The organism is Nocardia abscessus, from assembly GCF_015477775.1.
Taxonomy (GTDB): domain Bacteria; phylum Actinomycetota; class Actinomycetes; order Mycobacteriales; family Mycobacteriaceae; genus Nocardia; species Nocardia abscessus_A.
Window position 1 is genome coordinate 81,058 of sequence record NZ_JADLQO010000002.1, and the last position, 18,808, is coordinate 99,865.

An 18,808-nucleotide genomic window follows, 5' to 3' on the forward strand; every position below is an offset into this window, starting at 1 on the left:
CCGGGAACGTGAGATTCCGTCATCGGGTGCCCGGTTCCGCTTCGCGGCGCGACAGCCCGCTGGCGCGCAGCACCCGCCGAGCGATACCCGCGCGGATGGATTCGTCGGTCCCGATGATCCGGACGTGGCGGCGCGCCCTGGTGATCGCGGTGTACAGCAGTTCCCTGGTCAGCAGGGTCGATTCGGGCTCGGGCAGCACGACCGAGACGGTGTCGTACTGGCTGCCCTGGCTGCGGTGAATGGTCATGGCGAAGACGGTGACCACCGCGGGGAACTGCGTGGGATGCACCAGATAGGGTTCGCTGCCGCGTTGCAGCGCCGCGCGCAGCGAGCCGTCGGGCATGCGCACCACCACGCCGGTGTCGCCGTTGTAGATCCGCGCCTCGTGATCGTTCGCGGTGACCAGCAGGGGTTGCCCGGGATACCACGGCGCCTGGTGGGAGTCGGGGCCCGCGCCGCCCGCGGCGGCCCATTCGGCGGCCATCCGGTCCCAGCGCTCGACGCCGAACGGCCCCTGCCGGTGCGCGCACAGCAGGCGGTGCGATTCGAGCGCGCTCAGTGCGCCCGCCGCGTCGCCGTCGAGCGCGGCGGCGCTCACCGCGCTCGCAGCCCGCACCACGTCGGTACGCACCGCGATCAGCTCGTCGGGCGCGCACAGGGACAGTTCGTCGCCGCCCCCGCGCAGCAGCTCGAGCGCGGCGTCCGCGTCTCCAGCCCGCACCGCGACGGCCAGATCGGCGATCCGGCCGCCGAACCTGCGGCCCCGGGTCAGCCGCACGATGCCGCCGCGCAGGCGAGTCCGCTCCAGCGCGGTGAGGGCCTCGGCGTGATCGGCGGTCGTCTCCGGGCCGAGGATGTCGTCCAGAACGGGGTTGGGGGTGGCGGCGACCGGTCCGGCGACCAGGTCGGCGAGCACCGCGCCCGCGTCGACCGAGGCCAGCTGGTCCGGGTCGCCGACCAGGACGAGGCGAGTGTCCGGGCGCAGGGCGGCGAGCAGCCTGCTCATCATGGTCAACGAGACCATCGAAGTCTCGTCGACCACGATCACGTCGTAGGGCAGCCGGTTGAACTCGTGGTGCTTGAACCGGGTACTGCGACCACGCTGCCAGCCGAGCAGCCGGTGCAGGGTTGCGGCGGTGAGTTCGGGCAGTCCGAGCGAAACGGCCTGGTCGCGAACGGCTTCTTGCAGGCGTGCCGCCGCTTTCCCGGTCGGCGCGGCCAGCGCGATGCGCAGTGCGGGCAGCTTCGGCTCGGCCTCGCGGTGCGCGGCCAGCAGGGCGATGATCCGTGCGATGGTGTGGGTCTTTCCGGTGCCCGGACCGCCCGCGACCACGGTGGTCCAGTGGGTCGCGGCGAGCGCCGCGGCCAGGCGCTGGCGATCCGGCGCCGGGCCTGCCGACGCGTCGAACAACCGGTCCAATTCGCGACGCACGATCCTCGGATCGACCACCGGATGGTGCGCGGATCGCTCGGTGAGCACCTGCCGGATCGTCTGTTCCTGCCGGTAGTACCGATCGAGGTAGAGCAGCGGACCCGAATCGCCCGGCCCCTGGGATTCGACCAGCCGCAACGGCCGCAACGGCCCTGCCGGTCCGCCGAGCACCAGCGGGCTCACCCGCAGCGCGGCCACCACCGCCGCGATGTCCGGCCACGGCAGCGTCGCCGGATCGACGCCCGCGTCCCAGGTTTCGTCGGCGCCGACGCCGATCTCCCGCATCCGGTGCAGTTCCAGGCACACCGAGCCGGAGCGCACCGCACGCACAGCCAGCGCCGCGGCGAACAGCACCGGCTCCGCCGATTCCCGGCCCAGCCTGCCCAGCCGCAGCGCCACGTGCACGTCGGCGGCCGACAGCACACCCGCCTCGTTGAACGTGCGCAGCAGGCCGGTTCCGCGCTGCGCCACCTGGATCGAGGTCATCGCGCGGCCTCCCCGGCCAGCAGCGCGGACAGGGCGACGACCAGATCGGCGGGCGGGTACCAGTCGAAGACGCCGCATCCCGCCGGTGTCTGCGGTCCGATCATGCCGCGCACGAACAGGTACCGAACCCCGCCGAGATGCCGGGCGGGATCGTAACCGGGCAGCCGCCAGCGCAGATACCGGTGCAGCGCAACCGAATACAGCAGCGCTTGCAGCGGATAGTGCGAGCGCAGCATCTCGGCGGCCATGCGGTCGCGCGTGTAGTGCGCGACGGTGAGATCGCCGGTGCCCAGCCGGTTCGTCTTGTAGTCGACGACCACGAATCGCGGCCCCGCGCCGCCGTCGACGCGCAGCACCGCGTCGATGCTGCCGGTCAGGTACCCGCGCAGCGGTATGTCCTCCAGGGCCGCCAACTGGTCGGCGTACATGGCCAGATCGTCGTCCGCAGGGAGGTGCCCGCGCAGCAGGTCGGCGATGCGACGCAGTGTCGCCGCGGTGGCGCCGACGCGTTCCCCGCCCGCCAGCGGCAGTTCGAACTCGAGCTCGCTGAGACGGTCACGGGGAGCGATGTCGGCCAGGCAGCCGCCCTCGAGTGGGGTACGCAGCACCGCGAGCAGCGCGGTGGCCAGCAGGTCCGGATCCAGGTCGGCCATCAGCTCGTCCACCGCCTCACGGCAGCGGTCGTGCACCTCGGCCGCCAGATCCGCACGGCCGGTGTCGATCCGCTCCAGGACGCCGTGCACCAGGGTGCCGAACTCCGCGCCGTACGGCAGCGCGTTCATCAGCGAGTCCGCGCCCGTCCCCTGCGGTTCCGCCGCGCCTATCAGGGGGGTACCGGCGGGCTCGTCGCCCAGTTCTCTGGGATCCTCCGGTTCGCTGCCGGATTCGGGTACGACCGGCTCGTGCGCCGACGCGGTCAGGGCCGAATACGACGTGCGCCGCCACTGCTGATCCAGCACCCGGTCGAATCGGGCGGCGGCCAGTTCGCCCTGCGCGGCCGCGGTGCGCACCCGCCGGACCGCGACGTCGTCGGTTCCGGCCACCGCCGTCACCGAGATCGCCGCGGCAGCGTCCTGCGCCCACGCCGAAAGCGACTGGGCCGCAACGGTATCCGTCGGCACCGGGGCGCGCGTGGCGACGACGGCGCCACGATCGGCACGCCCGAAGACCATCCGGTGCAGCGGCGACGCCGCGGTGGTGATCGCGGGCGCCCACCAGGCGACGATCTGGCACATGGCCCTGGTCAGCGCGACGTACAGCAGGCGCAGCTCCTCCCCCGCCTCCTCGGCTTCGCTGCGGGCCTTGCGTTCGGCGTATCCCGGGGCATCCGGTCCGCCGACGTCCAGCACGCGCGCACCGTCGTCGGCGTGGAACAGCAACGTCGCCGGATAGGGGTTCTTCGCGCTGTCCCAGGCGAACGGCAGGTAGACGACCGGGAATTCGAGTCCCTTGCTGGCGTGCACGGTGGCGATCTGCACGGCGGCGGCGTCCCGGTCGAGCCTGCGGCTGCGATCGGCGACGGCGCCGGAGGCGGGGGCGCGTACCCGGTCGGCCAGCCACCGGGTCAGCGCGGTCAGCCCGAGGCCCTCGGTGAGCGCGACCTGGTCGAGCAGTTGCGCGATGTGCCGCAGGTCGGTGAGCTGCCGCTCCCCGTTCTCCACGGCGAGCAGCCGCTGCGCCAGTCCTGTTTCGGCGGAGAGCTTCTCGAAGACGGCCGCGAATCCAGCGCGGGTGAACAGCCGCGCCGCCTCGCGCAATTGGGCGCTGATGCGGCCGACCAGATCGGCTCCCCCGCTGTCGATCTCGGCCGCGGTCACGCCCAGCACCGGCGTGCACGCGGCCAGCCGCACGCGGTCGCCGCGGTGCGGCTGTTCCAGCGCACGCAGCACCCACAGCCAGTCGGTGGCGCTGCTCGTCGCGAAGACGCTGACGCCGCCGGCGAGCACGGAGGCGACGCCGACGCGATCCAGCGCCGCGCGGACCACGTCGATCTGCGAGCGGGTTCGCACCAGCACCGCGATGTCACCGGGGCCGATCGGTCTGCGTGCCGCGTCCACCGGCCGGTCCGGAATCACATCGCCTTCGGCGGCAGCGGGTTCGGCCTTGCCGTCCAGCAGCACCCCGGATTCGAGCAAGCGGACGATGTCGGCGGCGAGATCGTCGGCGACCTTGGCCCGCATACGACCGACGGCCGGGAAGCCGGATTTGTTCAGCGGCCCGGCGCCGGTGCGCGGCAGGCATCGGACACGCATCGGAGTGGTGAGCTCGCCGGTGCCGGACAGCCGCGACCACGGCCTGGTCGCGGCGACCGGATAGACGCGGATCTCCTCGTGGCCCAACGCCGCGCCGCCGTGCAGGTGGTCCAGCGCCGCGAGCAGTCCCGCGTCGCTGCGCCAGTTCGTGGTGAGCTCTCGGCGGGTGTCGGCGTGCGCGACGGCGTCCAGGTAGCTGAGCACTTCCGCGCCGCGGAAGGCGTAGATCGCCTGTTTGGGATCGCCGACCAGCACCAGAGTGGCGTGCCCGTGGAAGGACCTGCGCAGGATGTCCCATTGCAGGGGGTCGGTGTCCTGGAACTCGTCGACCAGGGCGACGCGGTAGCGCGCGCGGATGCGCAGGCACGCGCGCGGGCCGTGCTCCGGATCGGCGAGCACTTCGTGCAGCAGCACCAGCAGGTCGTCGAAGTCGCGCAGTCCGGCCAGCCGTTTGCGGCGCTCGGTCTCCGCGCGCACCGCACGCGCGAACGCCACCCGCTCCCCCGCGCGGGATTCGCCGTCGGGTACGAGCGCGGCGTGCCGGTCGCGCACCGCGGCCAGCGCGAGCGTGCGGGCCTCTTTCACCGAGAACGGCGGTTCGGCGCGGGCATAGCGGTGCAGATACAGATCGTCGACGACGGTGCCGACGAGGTCGTCGACGGTCTCCACCAGCCGGGCGCCGGGATCGTGTTCACCGGCGAGCCCGAGTTCGTCGAGCATGCGCTGACAGAAGCTGTGCGTGGTGGCGATGGTGCCCGCGTCGAAATCCGACAGTGCCGTCAGCAGCCGCCGCTGCCGCAGCCGGACCTCGCGCTCGTCGGCCTGCGCGAGATACCGCACCAGTTCGTCGGCGTGCGCCCGCGCCGCCGCCGGATCCGCCAATCCGGCAGCGACGGCGACGAATCGGTCACGGGTGCGTTCCCGCAGCTCCTGGGTCGCCGCCCGGCTGAACGTCACCAGCAGCAGCTCCGAGACATCGATGCCCGCTTCGGCGACATAGCGCACGGCGAGGCCGACGATGGCGTGCGTCTTGCCGGTGCCCGCGCTGGCCTCCAGCACGGTCGTGCCGGTGGGCAAGGGCCCGTACGGCTCGAACGCGGCGGCGTCGAAGGCGCTTGCCGGGAAGGAGGTTTCCTGCACGGTCATGCGTGCCTCCTTCCCGCGCGCCCGGTGGTCACGCGGTGCGCGGACGTCGCGATCGCCCCGGTGACCGGCCATGCCGCACGGACTTGCTCCCGAAGCGACTGTCCGAGCTGACATTCTGCCGCGTGCCCGGTCGCCCACCGGCGACCGACACGCGCCGCGCCGGTGTATCCCGGCCTTCCGCAGCGGATCACGCCGGACCGCCGCGGGCGACCGGCCGTCTCGTGATCGGTCACGGCTGGCCCTGGCTTTCCGCGGCCAGCAGCGGAGCCCACATTCGCCGGGCCAGCGCGCCGAAACGTGTGCTCTCACCGGGCTCGCCGGCCGGAGCGGGCGCGGCCATGAGGTTCTCGAGCCGGGGCGCCGGACCCCACACGTAGCGCAGATGGCGGTCGGTGTGATCGCCGAAGGGCCCGGGACCGTTGGGGCCGCCGTTGAACTCGCGCTCCGCCGCGGCGATCGCGTCGTCGGCGCCCGCGCCGCGCAAACGGCGCTCGGCGTAGATCGCGCTGGCGGTGGGCGCGACGGGCAGCGGTTCGGTCAGGCCCGCGTCGCGCAACGCGACGAGTTCGCGCAGGATCTGCCCGGCCAGCGGCACGTCGGGCGCGGTGAGCTCGCAACGCCAGGTGGGACGGCCGAATTGGCCGCGACCGGTGCTCACCGCCCGCCAGGAGCGGTCCTCGGTGACGGTCAGCGCCAGCAGCGAAACCCACGCTCCGATCCGGTGTTTGGGAGCCAGCCGGGAAAAGGTGGTGCGAACCAGGGTTTCGCCGCGCACCTCCGGCACGGTGCCGGTGAGCCTGCGCCCGTTGCCCAGATCGACCGCGATGTCCACCGCGCGGGCCTGGCCCGCGTAATCCGCCTGCGCGGCGCGCACCAACCGGTCCACGGTGTGCTCGACCTCGTCGAGCACGGCGGCGCCGAACCCGAACGGCGGCAACGTGCCGCGCCGCCATTCCGCCGCCCGCAGCCCGGCCGGGTCCGCGCCGGTCAGGCGAGCGGTGAGCAGACGTTCGCCCAGTTCCCACTTGGCCAAGCCGTCCAGCTCGATGGGCAGCCGGTCGGCGATGTCCTCGTCGTGCTCGGGGACCCGCAGGCCCAGCCGCTGCCACAGGAACGCGCGCACCGGATGCTCCGCGAACGCGATCAGGTCGGCCAGCGCGACATCCGCCGCTTCCGCGGCGGGCAGCGGCGCGGCCAGGAAATCGGGACGCGGCCGCGTGGGCCCGTCGGCCGCGTACGCCCCGGCCAAGGCCACCGTGTCGAAGCTGAACGGCTGCTCGGCGCGGAAATTGCGGCGGTCGAACGACTGCAGCGGATGCCGCGTCACCACCGCGCGCATCCCCGCGGCGCCGATGTGAGCCCGCAGCGCGTCCAGCACCTCGGCGACCGGAATGGCGGGCGGCCGGTGCGCCCCGCTCACCGGATCGGCGCCGGTGTGGAACATCAGCAGCGTGTCCCGGGCCGCGAGGATCGCATCCAGCAGCAGTTGCCGGTCCTCGCTGCGCGGATCCCGTTCGCCCAGCAGGGGTTCGCGAGCCAGCACGTCGTCGCCGTCCGCGGCGCTCGCACGTGGAAACACCTCGTCGTCCAGTCCGAGCAACACCACCACCCGGTGCGGCACCGACCGCATCGGCACCATCGTGCAGACCGTCAGCTCACCGGTGCGGAAGTTGGCCCTGGTGGGGCGCGCCGCGAGCCGCGAACGCAGCAGTACCCCCACATCGGTCAGCCGCAACGCCACCTCGCCCGCGTGCTCGGTGGCGGCGGCGAGTTCCTGCCTGGCCTCGGTGCGTACCCAGGTCTGCGCGTCCGGTACGTCGGTCAGCAGATCGAGCGCGCGTCCGAGCGCCGCCGCCCACTCGTGCGCGGGCCGGGGACCGCGCAGGTCGCGCAGGCAGACCGCGAGCCGATCGATGAACTCCGCGAAGCGTCCGGCCAGGTCGACGTCGTTGCTGTCCACGTCGTCCAAGGGCAGCGCGAGGTCCAGCCAGTCGTCGGAGGTCTCGCCCGCGGTGACGCCGAGCAGGATCCGGTCCACGGCGCTGTTGAGCGTGTTCTGCGCGAAATCGGCGAGTCCGAATGCCTGGCGCTGGCGCTGCCCGATCCCCCACCGCGCGCCGGACTCGGCGGCCCATTCGCGCAGCCGCTCGATGTCGTCGTCGTCGAATCCGCAACGCCGCCGGACGGTTTCGGCGGCGGCGAGATCGAGCACCTGAGTGACCGTCACCCGGCCGTCGGCCAGCTCGAGCAGTACCGCGATCACCGCGAGCAGCGGATTGGTCACCCCGCGCCCCCGGTCGGCCAAGCGCACCCGCAACCGGTGCGCCGGATGCTCCGCATCGGCCTGCGGCTCGGGCGATCCCGAGGCGCGCTGCCCGAACGCCGCGCGCACCAGCGGCGCGTAGGCCTCCACCTCGGGGCACATGATCAGCACGTCACGCGGCTCCAGCGTCGCGTCGGCCGCGAACAGCCCGAGCAGGCATTCCCGCAGCACCTCGACCTGTCGCGCCGGGCCGTGACACGCATGCACCTGTACGGTGCCGTCGGCGCCGACCGCCCCCGGCGCAGGCGGCCACCGATCGTCCCGGATACCCGCCTGCAGCGCGCGCAGCAAGGTCGGAGGTGAATCGATTTCCGGCGCAACGTCGTCGGCTCGAGACTCGGCAATCGGATGGTAGGTGTCGGAGCCGTCGGCGGCGGGCACGACGAGCCGCTGCTGGAGTTCCCGGACGTCGCGGGCCAGTCCCGCCAGGAGCGGGTGCGCGACCGCCGTGGCGCTCACGTCCTCGGCGCGCGTACGGGCCACGGGCTGCTCCCGCAGGGCCGACCAGAGGGCCGGGCTCGGATGGACGAGCCACAGATGCACGTCACGGGCGGCGGCCAGCGCCGACAGCACCGCGAGTTGGTCGCTGGGCAATCTGGTCACGCCGAACAGCGACAACCGCGGCGGCAGCGCGACCAGATCCGGCCGCGCGCGCAGCCGCGCGCAGGCGGCGTCGAGCCGTTCGGCCGGGCTCGGCTCCCCGATCTCGGCGCGCAGCCCGCGCCACAGCATCGGCTGCCAGAGCAGGTCGTCGGGCATCGCGGCGCCCGCGCCGTCGGTGTCCGAACCCGCCGCCCACTCCGTGATCAGCCCGGGCCGTTGGGCCGCATAGCTGTCGAACAGCGCGGCGATCTGGGCAGCGGTCCCGTAGCGCCTGCCGACGCGGTGCGCAGTGCCCGCGGCGCCCCGCGCGCCGAGGTGCCTGGCCAGCGCCGCGCACCACGGCTCGGCCAGCGCCGCGTCGATCACCCGCAGCAGCGTCCACACCACCCGCTCCTGCGCCCACGGATCCTCGGCGGGCGCCACGCCGCTCACTGCGGCCGATACCTCGGCGACCAGCGCGGCAGGCGAGGGAAAAGCGACATTGGCGCACACGCCGTCGGCCGAGCCGTCCGCTCCGAGCACACCGGAGAGCGTCTGCGTCAGCCAGCGCTCCACGCCTTTCGCGGGCACCGCCACCACCTCGGCGGCGAACGGGTCTTCCTGCGGCTGGGCCAGCACTCCCGCCAGCGCCCGGGCGAGAACGTCGGCGCGCTCGGCACGGTGGATGTGCAGCGGCATCTGCGCCCTCTCGATCGATGGTGTCCGGCTGCGCTGGCCTCGGACTTCGTGCACGTTTATACGCCCAGCGACCGACGCGCAACTGCACCGCCCCACCCGCAGGCCAGTGAAATAGACCACACGAGAACGGATTACTTCGCCGTGTCACGCGGGGACCGCCGCGGCCGTGTGCGACAGTGCTGCACCGGGGAGGTAAGAGTTGCACCGGGGCGGAACGAGAGAGCTGCACCGAAAGGCTGGTTCGCGTTCATGGATGCGATGGTGATTCCCCTGGTCCCGAAAGGCGGATTCACGGTCCGCCGGGTCGGTGACCGCTGGGAGCTCGTCAACTCGCGCAACTACGGTCGCACCGTCGTCCTACATTCCTGGCCCCGAGATCGGCATACCGAGGCGTTCGAGCACTGCTACCGGCTCAACGGTCGCACGGTCGAGGAACTGCGCGCCGCCTTCCGCTGACGTGCCCGGGCCTGCGGCTGACGTGCCCCGGCCTGCGGCGCCGGCCGAAAACTCCTGCGCCGCAAGTGCCCGAAATGGGCGTTAGCACACCCCGCTGCCGAGCTCAAGACGTGCGTCCGGACCCGCGATGTGCGATCGTGGTCCCTCGTGCGTTATCCGTCCGCCGCCACCCGAACCGTTCCCCGTGTGGCCGCCTCCGCCTGTGTCCTCGCCGCCGTGGCGATCATCGCCCCGAGCCTGCCCGCCGCGCTACCGATCGCGGGCGCCGCGCCGCTCGCGCACACCCAGGGGTGCCTGTCCGGTTTCGACTGCGATATGAGCAGCCGCATCGCGAAGGCCGACGCCTACCTCAACAGCCGTCCCGGAGTCACCGGCTACGTCCTGCGCGACCGGGTCTCGGGCGGGGTCTACGCCAACGCCAACGCCGAGAACGCGGTCTGGACCGCGTCCACGATCAAGCTCGCGATCGCCGCCGACCTGCTCAACCGGGCAAGGGTGGGCGCCATCGCACTGTCCCCCGAGGACCGCGGGCTGCTGGAGGGCATGCTCGCGACCTCGAACGACGGCGCCGCCGACCTGCTGTGGACCAAGTACGCGGGAATCGACCGGATGGCGTTCAACAACGCCTTCCGCGCCAACGGGATGTCCACACTGGTTCCGCAGCCCACCAACACCGCGCTGTTCCCGGACTGGTCGTTCCAGAAGTGCACCGCCGCCGATCTCGACCGGCTGATGGACCACATCCTCAACCACATGCATCCCGACGACCGCAACTACCTGGTCGCCCGGATGCGCGCGGTGGACTCCAACCAGCACTGGGGCGTGTGGGGCGCGGGCGCGAGCATGCGTCCCGGACTGAAGAACGGCTGGTCGGCCGAACAGGGCGGCTGGGTGGTCAACTCGGTCGGCTTCGCGGGACCGGGCGAGCGCTACACCTTGGCCATCATGAGTTCGCTGGGTGACGCGGGCGGCTACACCGAGGGCGCCGACACCGACACCAAGCTCGCGGAGATCCTGCTCGCCGGGCGCTGACGCGCCGCCTCAGGCCCCCGCGCGCCTGCGCAACGTCATCGGCGCACCGTCCCTGGGGAAAGGAATCGTGGTGAATCCCCAGGGCATCCGGTATTTCTCGGGGATGCGCCACTCGTATTCGCGCACCAGGGCTGCGGTCACCGTCTTCACCTCGAACGTGCCGAAGTGCATCCCGATGCACTTGTGCGCGCCCGCGCCGAACGGCATCCAGGCCAGGCGGTGCGACTTGTCCTCGTGCCGCTGCTCGCCGAACCGCTCCGGATCGAAGCGCTCGGGATGGGTCCACAGTTCCGGCAACAGGTGATTCACCTGGTAGGCGAGGTCCACAGGGGCGCCCGCCGGAATGTAATGGCCCGCGACCTCGGTATCGCGCACGGCGCGACGTGACAGTCCGGGAACCGGCGGCATCAGCCGCAGGCTCTCCCGGACCACCAGATCCAGATCGCGCAGCGCCTCCAGGTCCGCGATGGCCGGGGGCGCGTCGCCGAGCCGTGCGTCCATGTCGAGCACCTCCGCGCGCACCCGCTGCTGCCAGTCCGGGTGCTTGCCCAGGTAGTAGGCGACGGCGGTGGCGGTCGTCGTCGTGGTGTCGTGTGCGGCCATGATCAGGAAGATCATGTGGTTCACCACGTCCGCGTCACCGAAGACGCCGCCGTCTTCGCTGCGGGCGTGACACAGGCCGGAGAAGAAGTCCGCCGATTCGGAGCGGCGTTTCTCCGGCAGCATCGCGGTGAAGTAGTCCTCGAGCACCGTCCGGCCGCGCAGCCCGGCCCGCCAATGCCCGCCCGGCACCGAGTGCCGGATGATGGCAAGACCCGCGTGGGTGCAGTCGACGAACGCGTCGATCAGTTGCCTGCGCTGCGGGCCGACGTCCGCGCCCATGAAACTCTCCGCCGCGATATCGAGGGTCAGCTCCTTGATCGTCGGATACAGCCGGACCGTGCGTTCGGCGTCGCGCTCGCGCGGCACCCAGTGCGCGATGCTCGCCCGGACCACCGGCGTCAGCGCGGCGAGGTGGGCTTCCAGCCGGTCCCTGGTGAACGCCTGCTGCATGATCCTGCGGTGGAATTTGTGCTCGTCGAACTCCAGCAGCAGCAGGCCGCGCCGGAAGAACGGGCCGATGAAGTAGTCCCAGCCCTGGCCGAAGTCGCGGCGCCGGTGACCGAGCACTTCATCGAGCGCGTCCGGTCCGGAGACCAGCACCCGGTCGACACCGAGCGAGGTGTTCAGCGAGACCGGTCCGTACCGGCGGTAGCGCTCCATCATCTCGGCCGGACCCCAGCGCATGTAGTGCAGTGCCCGGCCCAGATAGGGCAGTCCGGCATCGCCGCGCACCGGTACCGTGGCGCTGCCCCGCGGCGGGGTGGCCAGCACTTGGCGTCGTTCCGGCAGCAGTCCCAGCGCCCGGTCGATCAGATGGCCGTGCGGTACCTCGATCAGCGCGATGTTCTCCGATTCGGCCTGCACGCTGGACTTTCGGCCAACCGCACGGTCACCGGCGACCATGGCAATCCTCCCTGAGCGACGATAACCATCGTAGGCTCTCGACCGCGTTCACTCGGCCGGTTCGGTCGCGCGATCCTCCCCGCCTCGGCCCCTCGGTGGTGAGACATCGCACCGCAACACGCCAGGAACGGGGATCTCGTCGTGACGGTGCCCGGCTCGGCGGCTACGGTTTAGCGTGTCAGGAATCGTTGCCGGGGACGACCCCCAAGGTCCATCGAGGAGCAGGACGATGAGTACTCAGACTGTCGAGAACGGCCGGCACCGGGTGGTGGTGATCGGTTCGGGCTTCGGCGGCCTGTTCGGCACCAAGCACCTCAAGCGCGCCGACGTCGACGTCACCCTGATCTCGAAGACCTCGACCCACCTGTTCCAGCCGCTGCTCTACCAGGTCGCCACCGGCATCCTGTCGGTCGGCGAGATCGCGCCCGCCACCCGGCTCGTGCTGCGCAAGCAGAAGAACGCGCAGGTGCTGCTCGGCGAGGTCACCGACATCGACCTGACCGCCAAGACGGTGACCTCACGCCTGCTCGACCAGGACACCGTCACCGCGTTCGACAGCCTCATCGTCGCGACCGGTGCGCAGCAGTCCTACTTCGGCAACGACCGGTTCGCCACCTACGCGCCCGGCATGAAGACGATCGATGACGCGCTCGAGTTGCGCGGCCGCATCCTCGGCGCCTTCGAGCAGGCCGAGCTGGCGACCACCCAGGAGGAGCGCGACCGGCTGCTCACCTTCGTCGTCGTCGGCGCGGGACCGACCGGCGTCGAGCTGGCGGGGCAGATCGCCGAGCTGTCCGACCGCACCTTGGAGGGCACCTTCCACAACATCGATCCGCGCGACGCGCGGGTGGTGCTGATCGAGGGCGCGGGCGCGGTGCTCGGGCCGATGGGGCCGAACCTCGGCGGAAAGGCCGAACGCCGCCTCGAGAAGATGGGCGTGGAGATCCAGCTCAACGCCATGGTGATCGACGTCGACGCGTTCGGCGTGACGGTGAAGGATTCCGACGGCACGATCCGCCGCATCGAGTCGGCGTGCAAGGTCTGGTCGGCAGGCGTGCAGGCCAGCCCGCTGGGCAAGATGATCGCCGACCAGTCCGACGGCACCGAGGTCGATCGCGCGGGCCGCGTCGTGGTCGAACCGGACCTGACCGTCAAGGGCCACCCGAACGTGTTCGTGGTCGGCGACCTGATGTCGGTGCCGAACGTGCCCGGCCAGGCGCAGGGCGCCATCCAGGGCGCGACCTACGCCGCCCGGCAGATCAAGGCCGGGCTGGCGGGTCACCCGCCGCAGGAGCGCAAGCCGTTCAAGTACTTCAACAAGGGCAGCATGGCCACGATCTCGCGGTTCAGCGCCGTGTGCCAGGTGGGCAAGCTGGAATTCGGCGGGTTCATCGCGTGGCTGGCCTGGCTGGCGCTGCACCTGTACTACCTGGTCGGTTACCGCAGCCGGATCGTCACCGTCATCCAGTGGTTCGTCACCTTCCTCGGTCGCAGCCGGGGGCAGATGGCGGCCACCGAGCAGTGGGTGTTCGCCCGACTAGCCCTGGAGGCCATCAGCAACGGCGACGACGAAGACGCCGAACAGCTGGCCGCCGCCCTCGGCGGGTCGACCAACAGCCGGGTCGCCGTGGACAAGGCGCACACCGACGCGAAGGCCGGCTGACCGGCGTCATAGCGGGCCCGACCAATCCAGGTCGCCAGCAGATCCGAATGTGGGGCGTCGACGTCTCCTTCCGGATGAGAGGTGATCTATGGGCACAGGCAAGCACCGAGCACCCAAACCGAGCCGGCCGAAGGTGGGTTCGATCGTCGCGGCGGGGACGGTTCCGCTGATCCTCGCTCTGGTGGGCACCGGTACCGCGAACGCCGAGCCTGATCGGTCCCTGCCGGAGATCCGGATCGACCTCGGCGCCCTGAGCTACGCGGCTGCCCAGTGGCCCGGCGCCGAGGCGCCGAACGTGCGCCCGTACGAGGGTGTGCGGATACCGGACGACACGCTGAGTTCGTTGCAATGGGCACGTCCGTTGCCGGCCCACGAGTACCTGGCCCCATTGGTCGGGCTGCACGCGCCCGGCCCGGTCGCCCCGGTGCCGCCGATCGCACCGCCTCCCGGCAAATTGCGCTTCGGTGACGTACAGGTCGACGCACCGGAGTGGCTCTACCGGGAGCAAGCGATCCAGATCAACGACAGCGCCGCGATGGCCGAGGCCAATATGGCGACATTCCTCGACTCGGTCGGGATGGAGCGCACCAGGTCCGACCGCGTCGCGAGCCAGACCATGGGCGCCGCCGCGATCGGCGCGGCGGCGGGCTTCGTGTTCGCGAGCCCGTTCGCGCTGTTCGGGGCGGCCGTCGGCGGAGGTCTCGGCCTGGCAATCGGTCTGCCGTTCGCGCCGATCGGCCTCGCCGCGGGCCCGATCGGGGCCGCCTACGGCGCGGCCCTGATGGCCGCACCGCTGTCGGCCATCGGTGCGGGCATCGGAGCGGGACTCGGTGCGGTGCACGCACTCAGCGCGCCTCCGCGGGCGCTCAGCGCGCCGGAGGCGGTCGCCCCCGGCCAGGAGGCCACCGAGCCGGCACCGGAGGTCTCCGAGGCGGCCAACGGCTGATCGGATGACACTTCCCGGGAGCGAACCGGAAAGGTGGGAGCTCGACGACGCTGTCGGGCTCCCACCCTTTCTATCTCCAGGTCTCGGCCTGATTACACCTGTACGGGAACAATTCGGCATGCGGCACGGGAGCGTTGGTCACCGCTGCCGGTAGTCGGTCAGGCGTCGCGTCCTTCGCGCCTGAATCCGAGTCCATGTCCTCCCGGAACGCTCAGCAGCGTCCCGGTGCGGGTGAACAAGCTGCCACCCGCCGCCAAGGGCAGCCGGGTCTGCGTCAATCCGGTTGTCGTCGCGGCGCATTCGTCCGGATAGACGAGCTCGCTCTCCAGGGCACGAGAGGCGGCCAGCGCATCATCGGCCGGGGTGCCCGCGCCCAGGGCCAGCCGATGGCGCAGCAGGGGCATGTCGTCGACGTCGGCGATCAGGTCTCCCCGCCACTCGCCGCCGTTCTCACCCGCACGACCGACCTGGACGCGCTCGCGCAGGCGCAGCCGGGCACCAGCAGCCAGCCGGACCGTGGTGACCGTGTGATGTCGCGCGCCGCCTGCCACGACCATCGGTTCGGGATCGAAATCCAGCGTGGCCCCGCTGCCGACCTCGAGGCGCCAGCGCCCGAACGACAAGGGCGTCGCCGCGCCCGGCAGGGCGAGCGTCGCAGCGACCGAGCGCACCACCAGTTCGGCGCCCGGCGCGACAGCGATCACCACGTCGAGTTCGTCACCGCCCAACGGTGTCGCCGCGGTACCGATCAGGTGCACGGTGTTCGGACCGGTTCGGCGGGCCGACAATCCACCGCTCGCATGGATCTCCGGTAGCGCCGCCGTACTCGCGACAATGCGTAACTCCGTGCGCAACAGTGGATCTCAGCGCGCGGTGGCGGATTCGTCGGCGTTCGCCCTGTCCTGCTCGGCGACGGTGCGCAACTGCTGGCGCACCCAGGTCAGCACCGGTGTCGCCGCCGGGTCCTCGGTGAGCGAGACGAGCACGGTCGGCCGGTTCGCACGAACCCGCGCCGCGTCCCGCTCCATCACGCCCAGGTCCGCGCCGACCAGCGGCGCCAGATCGGTCTTGTTGACCACAAGCAGATCGGAGAAGGTCACCCCGGGTCCGCCTTTGCGCGGCACCTTGTCCCCGCCCGCCACGTCGACCACGAAGATCTGGACATCGATCAGGCCGGAGGAGAAGGTCGCGGTCAGATTGTCGCCGCCGGATTCGACCAGGATCAGATCCAGGGGCGGGTTGGCCGCAACCAGATCGTCGATGGCGTCGAGGTTGGCGGTGATGTCGTCGCGGATGGCGGTGTGCGGGCAGCCTCCGGTCTGCACGGCGGTGATCCGCTCGTCCGGCAGGACCGCGTGCCTGCGCAGGAAATCGGCGTCCTCGGTGGTGTAGATGTCGTTGGTCAGCACCGCCAGCGACAGCTCGTCGCGCAGCTGCCTGCACAGCGCGGCCACCAGGGCGGTCTTGCCCGAGCCGACCGGTCCGCCGATGCCGATGCGCAGCGCCTCCCCGGGCGTGCGGGTCCGTTTCGGCCGATCGTGATTGTGGTCGTGCGGCTCACCGTCGAGCAGGTGCGGGGGCATGACGCGGTCTCCTTCTTCCGGGGCTTCAGCTCGCGAACAGGGGCATGTCACGCTGCCGATGACGCTCGGCGAGCACGTCCTGCAGCGGATCGGACAGCGCGGCGAGACCGGTCGCGGCCTCCGCGGCGACCCGGTCGCACAGCTGCGCCAGCCGGATCGTGCACGCCGCGATCGCGGCGGGGTCCAAGGCCAGTAGACGCTGGGCCGCGGTGGCCGCGCCGGTGAGTGTCGTATAGACGACCACGCCCGCGGTCTCCCGGGGCGGCACCGCGGCGGCCGCGCCGACCATTCCGAAGACCGAGGACAGATGGGGTGTTGGACCGAGCGGTGACCAGTCGTGCCCGGGCCACAGCTGTCCGGCCAGGCGCAACAGGCCGCGGCCCTGCGCGCGGGACGCGGCACGTGCCGCGGGCGCGGGCGTGCGCGCGTCGGCTTCCGCCTCGGCGCGCGCCGGAGCCAGTTCGCCCGCGCACACCGCCGCGGCGAGCGAGGCGGCCACCAGCCCCGAGGTGCGGATCCGGCGACGCAGGTACAGCTCCACGGTCGCGACGTCGCGGACCAACCCGGAGGCGACGGCTTCTTCCACGCCGCCGGAGTGCACGTGCCCGCCGATCGGCAGCCGCGAGTCGGCGAGCGCGAGCACCGTCGTGAGACCGGACACAGCGAGACCGGACGCAGCGAGACCGGACACAGCGAGACCGGACACAGCCGGACCGGACACAGCCGGACCGGACACAGCCGGACCGGACACAGCCGGACCGGACACAGCGGATTCACGCATCCGCCGATCCTATGTCCCGGCGTGCCGTCCCGGTGTCCCGGACGTTTCCGCTCAGCGGCGGAAGGCGCGCTCCATGAATCGCTGGGCGTGGGTGCGGGTCAGATCGTTCCACGCCTGCACCGGCGCCGACCACCACGGGGCGATTTCGCGTGGCCTGGCGGTCACCGCGTGGCAGATCAGGTCGGCGGCCTCGCCCACGGTGAGCCCGGGGACACGGCTGAAGTCGGTGAGCGCCCCTGTCACGGCGTGCTGATGACTCATTCTGGTGTGCACGAGCGGCAGATAGATCGAGGTGGTGGTGACGCCGTCGCGCGCCACCTCCGCCGCGACACTGCGCAACCAGACGTCGAAGGCGGACTTGGACGCGCCGTAGGCCGCCCAGCGCGGCGCGGGCGGCATGCGCACACCCCGAGTGGACATGTTCACGATGTGGCCGCGCCCACGAGCGCGCATGGCGGGCAGCAGGGTGAGCAGCAGGCGCACCGGACCCAGGTAGTTGACGTCGATGGTGCGGGTGAAATCGTGGAAACGGTCGTAGGACTCGTCGATCGGGCGGCGAATCGACTTGCCCGCGTCGCTGATCACCACGTCCGGGTGGCCGTGCTCGTCGAGGAGCTGACGGCCGAGTCGTTCGACCGCGTCCATATCGGTGAGATCGGTGGGATAGGTGTGCGCGACGCCGCCCGCGGCGGTGATCTCCGCGGCCAGCCGCTCGAGTTCGTCGCCGGAGCGGGCGACCAGCAGCACGGTCGCGCCCGCCGCGGCCAGCTTGCGCGCGCCGGCCTTCCCTATGCCGTGCGACGCACCGGTGACGAGCACGATCTTGCCGTCGACCGCGGCCCGCAACGTCTGCTCGCGCGGGCGCGACGTGGGATACAGAGGCGCGTCGCCACCCGTTCGGCGAGAGGCCGCCCGTTGTCCGAGGTCCGGGAGTGGTTCACGAATTCGACTGTCGGGGGCCACCCGTGGTTCGCGCGATCACTCCTCGCGCGACCTCGCACGAACGAGCCGCGGCAGGTCCGGCCGGGTGAGCTAGGCGGCGATGCCGAGGAAGCCGCCGCCGCGCCGAATCACCGGCTCGAGCATTTCTACTCACGCGCCGGCAACGGTCATGTGTTCGAATGTGGGTAGTACACAGACTTTTCGCCAGGGGTAGTCCCCCGCGCGTCAGCCGAGGGGGAACGCCATGTCGACGCCGGGCACGCAGGTCTCGGTCGCGCAGTGGATCGCGCGCGGGATCGCGATCGTGGTGCTCGTTCCGATCCGGCTGCTGTGGGAGGGGATCGTCCTGCTGGGCCGCGTCACCGGAGCGGTCTTCGTGTTCGTCGCGCGGCGCCTGCTGATTCCGGCAGCGGAACTGATCTGGCACTGGGTGCTGCGGCCGGTGTGGCTCTTCGCGAAGGATTTCCTCTGGGGCTGGGTGGTGCAGCATCTGCTGTGGGGCTTGGTGCTCACGCCGCTGCTGTCCATTCTGCTGGAGTACCTGCTGCGACCGCTGCGGCGCGCGGTGGAGGTCTTTCTGTGGCGCAGGGTGATTCGTCCGGTCGGAGCTTGGTTGCTGCGCTGGGTGGTGTACCCGATCGGGTACGCGATCGTGTGGGTGTGCCATCGCATCGTCAAGTGGCTGATCGTCTGGCCGCTGGCGCAGTTGTGGCGCTGGGTGCTCCATCCGCTGTGGCGCGCGGTGCGTGCGACCGCGCGGTACGGGTGGCGCGTGGCCACCGTCATCGTGGGCGTGCTCGTCGTGGCGCCGTGCCGGGCGCTGTACCGCTACGTGCTGCGCCCGGTGTTCGCCGCCGTCGCGGTCGTCTGGAACGCGCTGGTGGCGCGCCCGGTCCGCTGGGTGCACCGCACGATCGTCCGGCCGATGAACCGCTGGGCGGCCGAGGTCGTTGCGGCGGTGTTCGGCCGCTGACCCCGG

Annotated in this window: 13 protein-coding genes; 5 read left to right on the top strand and 8 right to left on the bottom strand. The window is 71.6% G+C overall.

Annotation, left to right across the window (positions count from 1 at the left end; genetic code table 11):
• Positions 1-19: 19 nt before the first annotated feature.
• From recD to recC, 3 genes are all read right to left on the bottom strand, one after another.
• Positions 20-1,918, bottom strand: a complete 1,899-nt coding sequence (gene recD, locus IU450_RS05885) for an exodeoxyribonuclease V subunit alpha (RefSeq protein WP_195148784.1) — start codon at positions 1,916-1,918, stop codon at positions 20-22.
• Positions 1,915-5,316, bottom strand: a complete 3,402-nt coding sequence (locus IU450_RS05890; protein WP_195148785.1) for a UvrD-helicase domain-containing protein — start codon at positions 5,314-5,316, stop codon at positions 1,915-1,917. Before IU450_RS05890 ends, recD begins: the two co-directional genes overlap by 4 nt.
• A gap of 229 nt (positions 5,317-5,545) precedes the next feature.
• Positions 5,546-8,920: an exodeoxyribonuclease V subunit gamma gene (gene recC / locus IU450_RS05895; protein ID WP_195148786.1), complete on the bottom strand. Its 3,375-nt coding sequence runs from the start codon at positions 8,918-8,920 to the stop codon at positions 5,546-5,548.
• A gap of 258 nt (positions 8,921-9,178) precedes the next feature.
• On the opposite strand from recC, the gene IU450_RS05900 reads away from it, so the two are divergent.
• Positions 9,179-9,376, top strand: a complete 198-nt coding sequence (locus IU450_RS05900) for a hypothetical protein (RefSeq protein ID WP_227954703.1) — start codon at positions 9,179-9,181, stop codon at positions 9,374-9,376.
• A gap of 186 nt (positions 9,377-9,562) precedes the next feature.
• Positions 9,563-10,408 carry a tat pathway signal sequence gene (locus IU450_RS05905; RefSeq protein WP_195148787.1) on the top strand — a complete coding sequence of 282 codons (846 nt, stop codon included), beginning with the start codon at positions 9,563-9,565 and terminating at the stop codon, positions 10,406-10,408.
• Between the two features lie 9 nt (positions 10,409-10,417).
• On the opposite strand, the gene IU450_RS05910 is transcribed toward IU450_RS05905, so the two are convergent.
• Complete coding sequence (locus IU450_RS05910; RefSeq protein ID WP_195148788.1) at positions 10,418-11,914, bottom strand: cytochrome P450; 1,497 nt, start codon at positions 11,912-11,914, stop codon at positions 10,418-10,420.
• Positions 11,915-12,143: 229 nt separating this feature from the next.
• Here IU450_RS05910 and IU450_RS05915 point away from each other — a divergent pair, with 229 nt between their 5' ends.
• Positions 12,144-13,577: an NAD(P)/FAD-dependent oxidoreductase gene (locus IU450_RS05915; RefSeq protein ID WP_195148789.1), complete on the top strand. Its 1,434-nt coding sequence runs from the start codon at positions 12,144-12,146 to the stop codon at positions 13,575-13,577.
• An 88-nt stretch (positions 13,578-13,665) separates the two neighbouring features.
• Positions 13,666-14,523: a hypothetical protein gene (locus IU450_RS05920; RefSeq protein ID WP_228834159.1), complete on the top strand. Its 858-nt coding sequence runs from the start codon at positions 13,666-13,668 to the stop codon at positions 14,521-14,523.
• Between the two features lie 158 nt (positions 14,524-14,681).
• Here the strand turns inward: IU450_RS05920 and IU450_RS05925 are convergent, their stop codons facing one another.
• From IU450_RS05925 to IU450_RS05940, 4 genes are all read right to left on the bottom strand, one after another.
• Positions 14,682-15,377, bottom strand: a complete 696-nt coding sequence (locus IU450_RS05925; RefSeq protein WP_195148790.1) for an urease accessory protein UreD — start codon at positions 15,375-15,377, stop codon at positions 14,682-14,684.
• 9 nt (positions 15,378-15,386) lie between these two features.
• A complete protein-coding gene (ureG, locus tag IU450_RS05930; RefSeq protein WP_195148791.1) occupies positions 15,387-16,106 on the bottom strand; it encodes an urease accessory protein UreG in 720 nt (239 codons plus the stop codon).
• 25 nt (positions 16,107-16,131) lie between these two features.
• Positions 16,132-16,767, bottom strand: a complete 636-nt coding sequence (locus IU450_RS05935; RefSeq protein ID WP_195149543.1) for an urease accessory UreF family protein — start codon at positions 16,765-16,767, stop codon at positions 16,132-16,134.
• 171 nt (positions 16,768-16,938) lie between these two features.
• A complete protein-coding gene (locus IU450_RS05940; RefSeq protein WP_324197554.1) occupies positions 16,939-17,733 on the bottom strand; it encodes an SDR family NAD(P)-dependent oxidoreductase in 795 nt (264 codons plus the stop codon).
• 340 nt (positions 17,734-18,073) lie between these two features.
• Here IU450_RS05940 and IU450_RS05945 point away from each other — a divergent pair, with 340 nt between their 5' ends.
• On the top strand, positions 18,074-18,802 hold the full coding sequence (locus IU450_RS05945; protein ID WP_195148792.1) for a hypothetical protein: 729 nt from the start codon (positions 18,074-18,076) through the stop codon (positions 18,800-18,802).
• Positions 18,803-18,808: the final 6 nt, after the last annotated feature.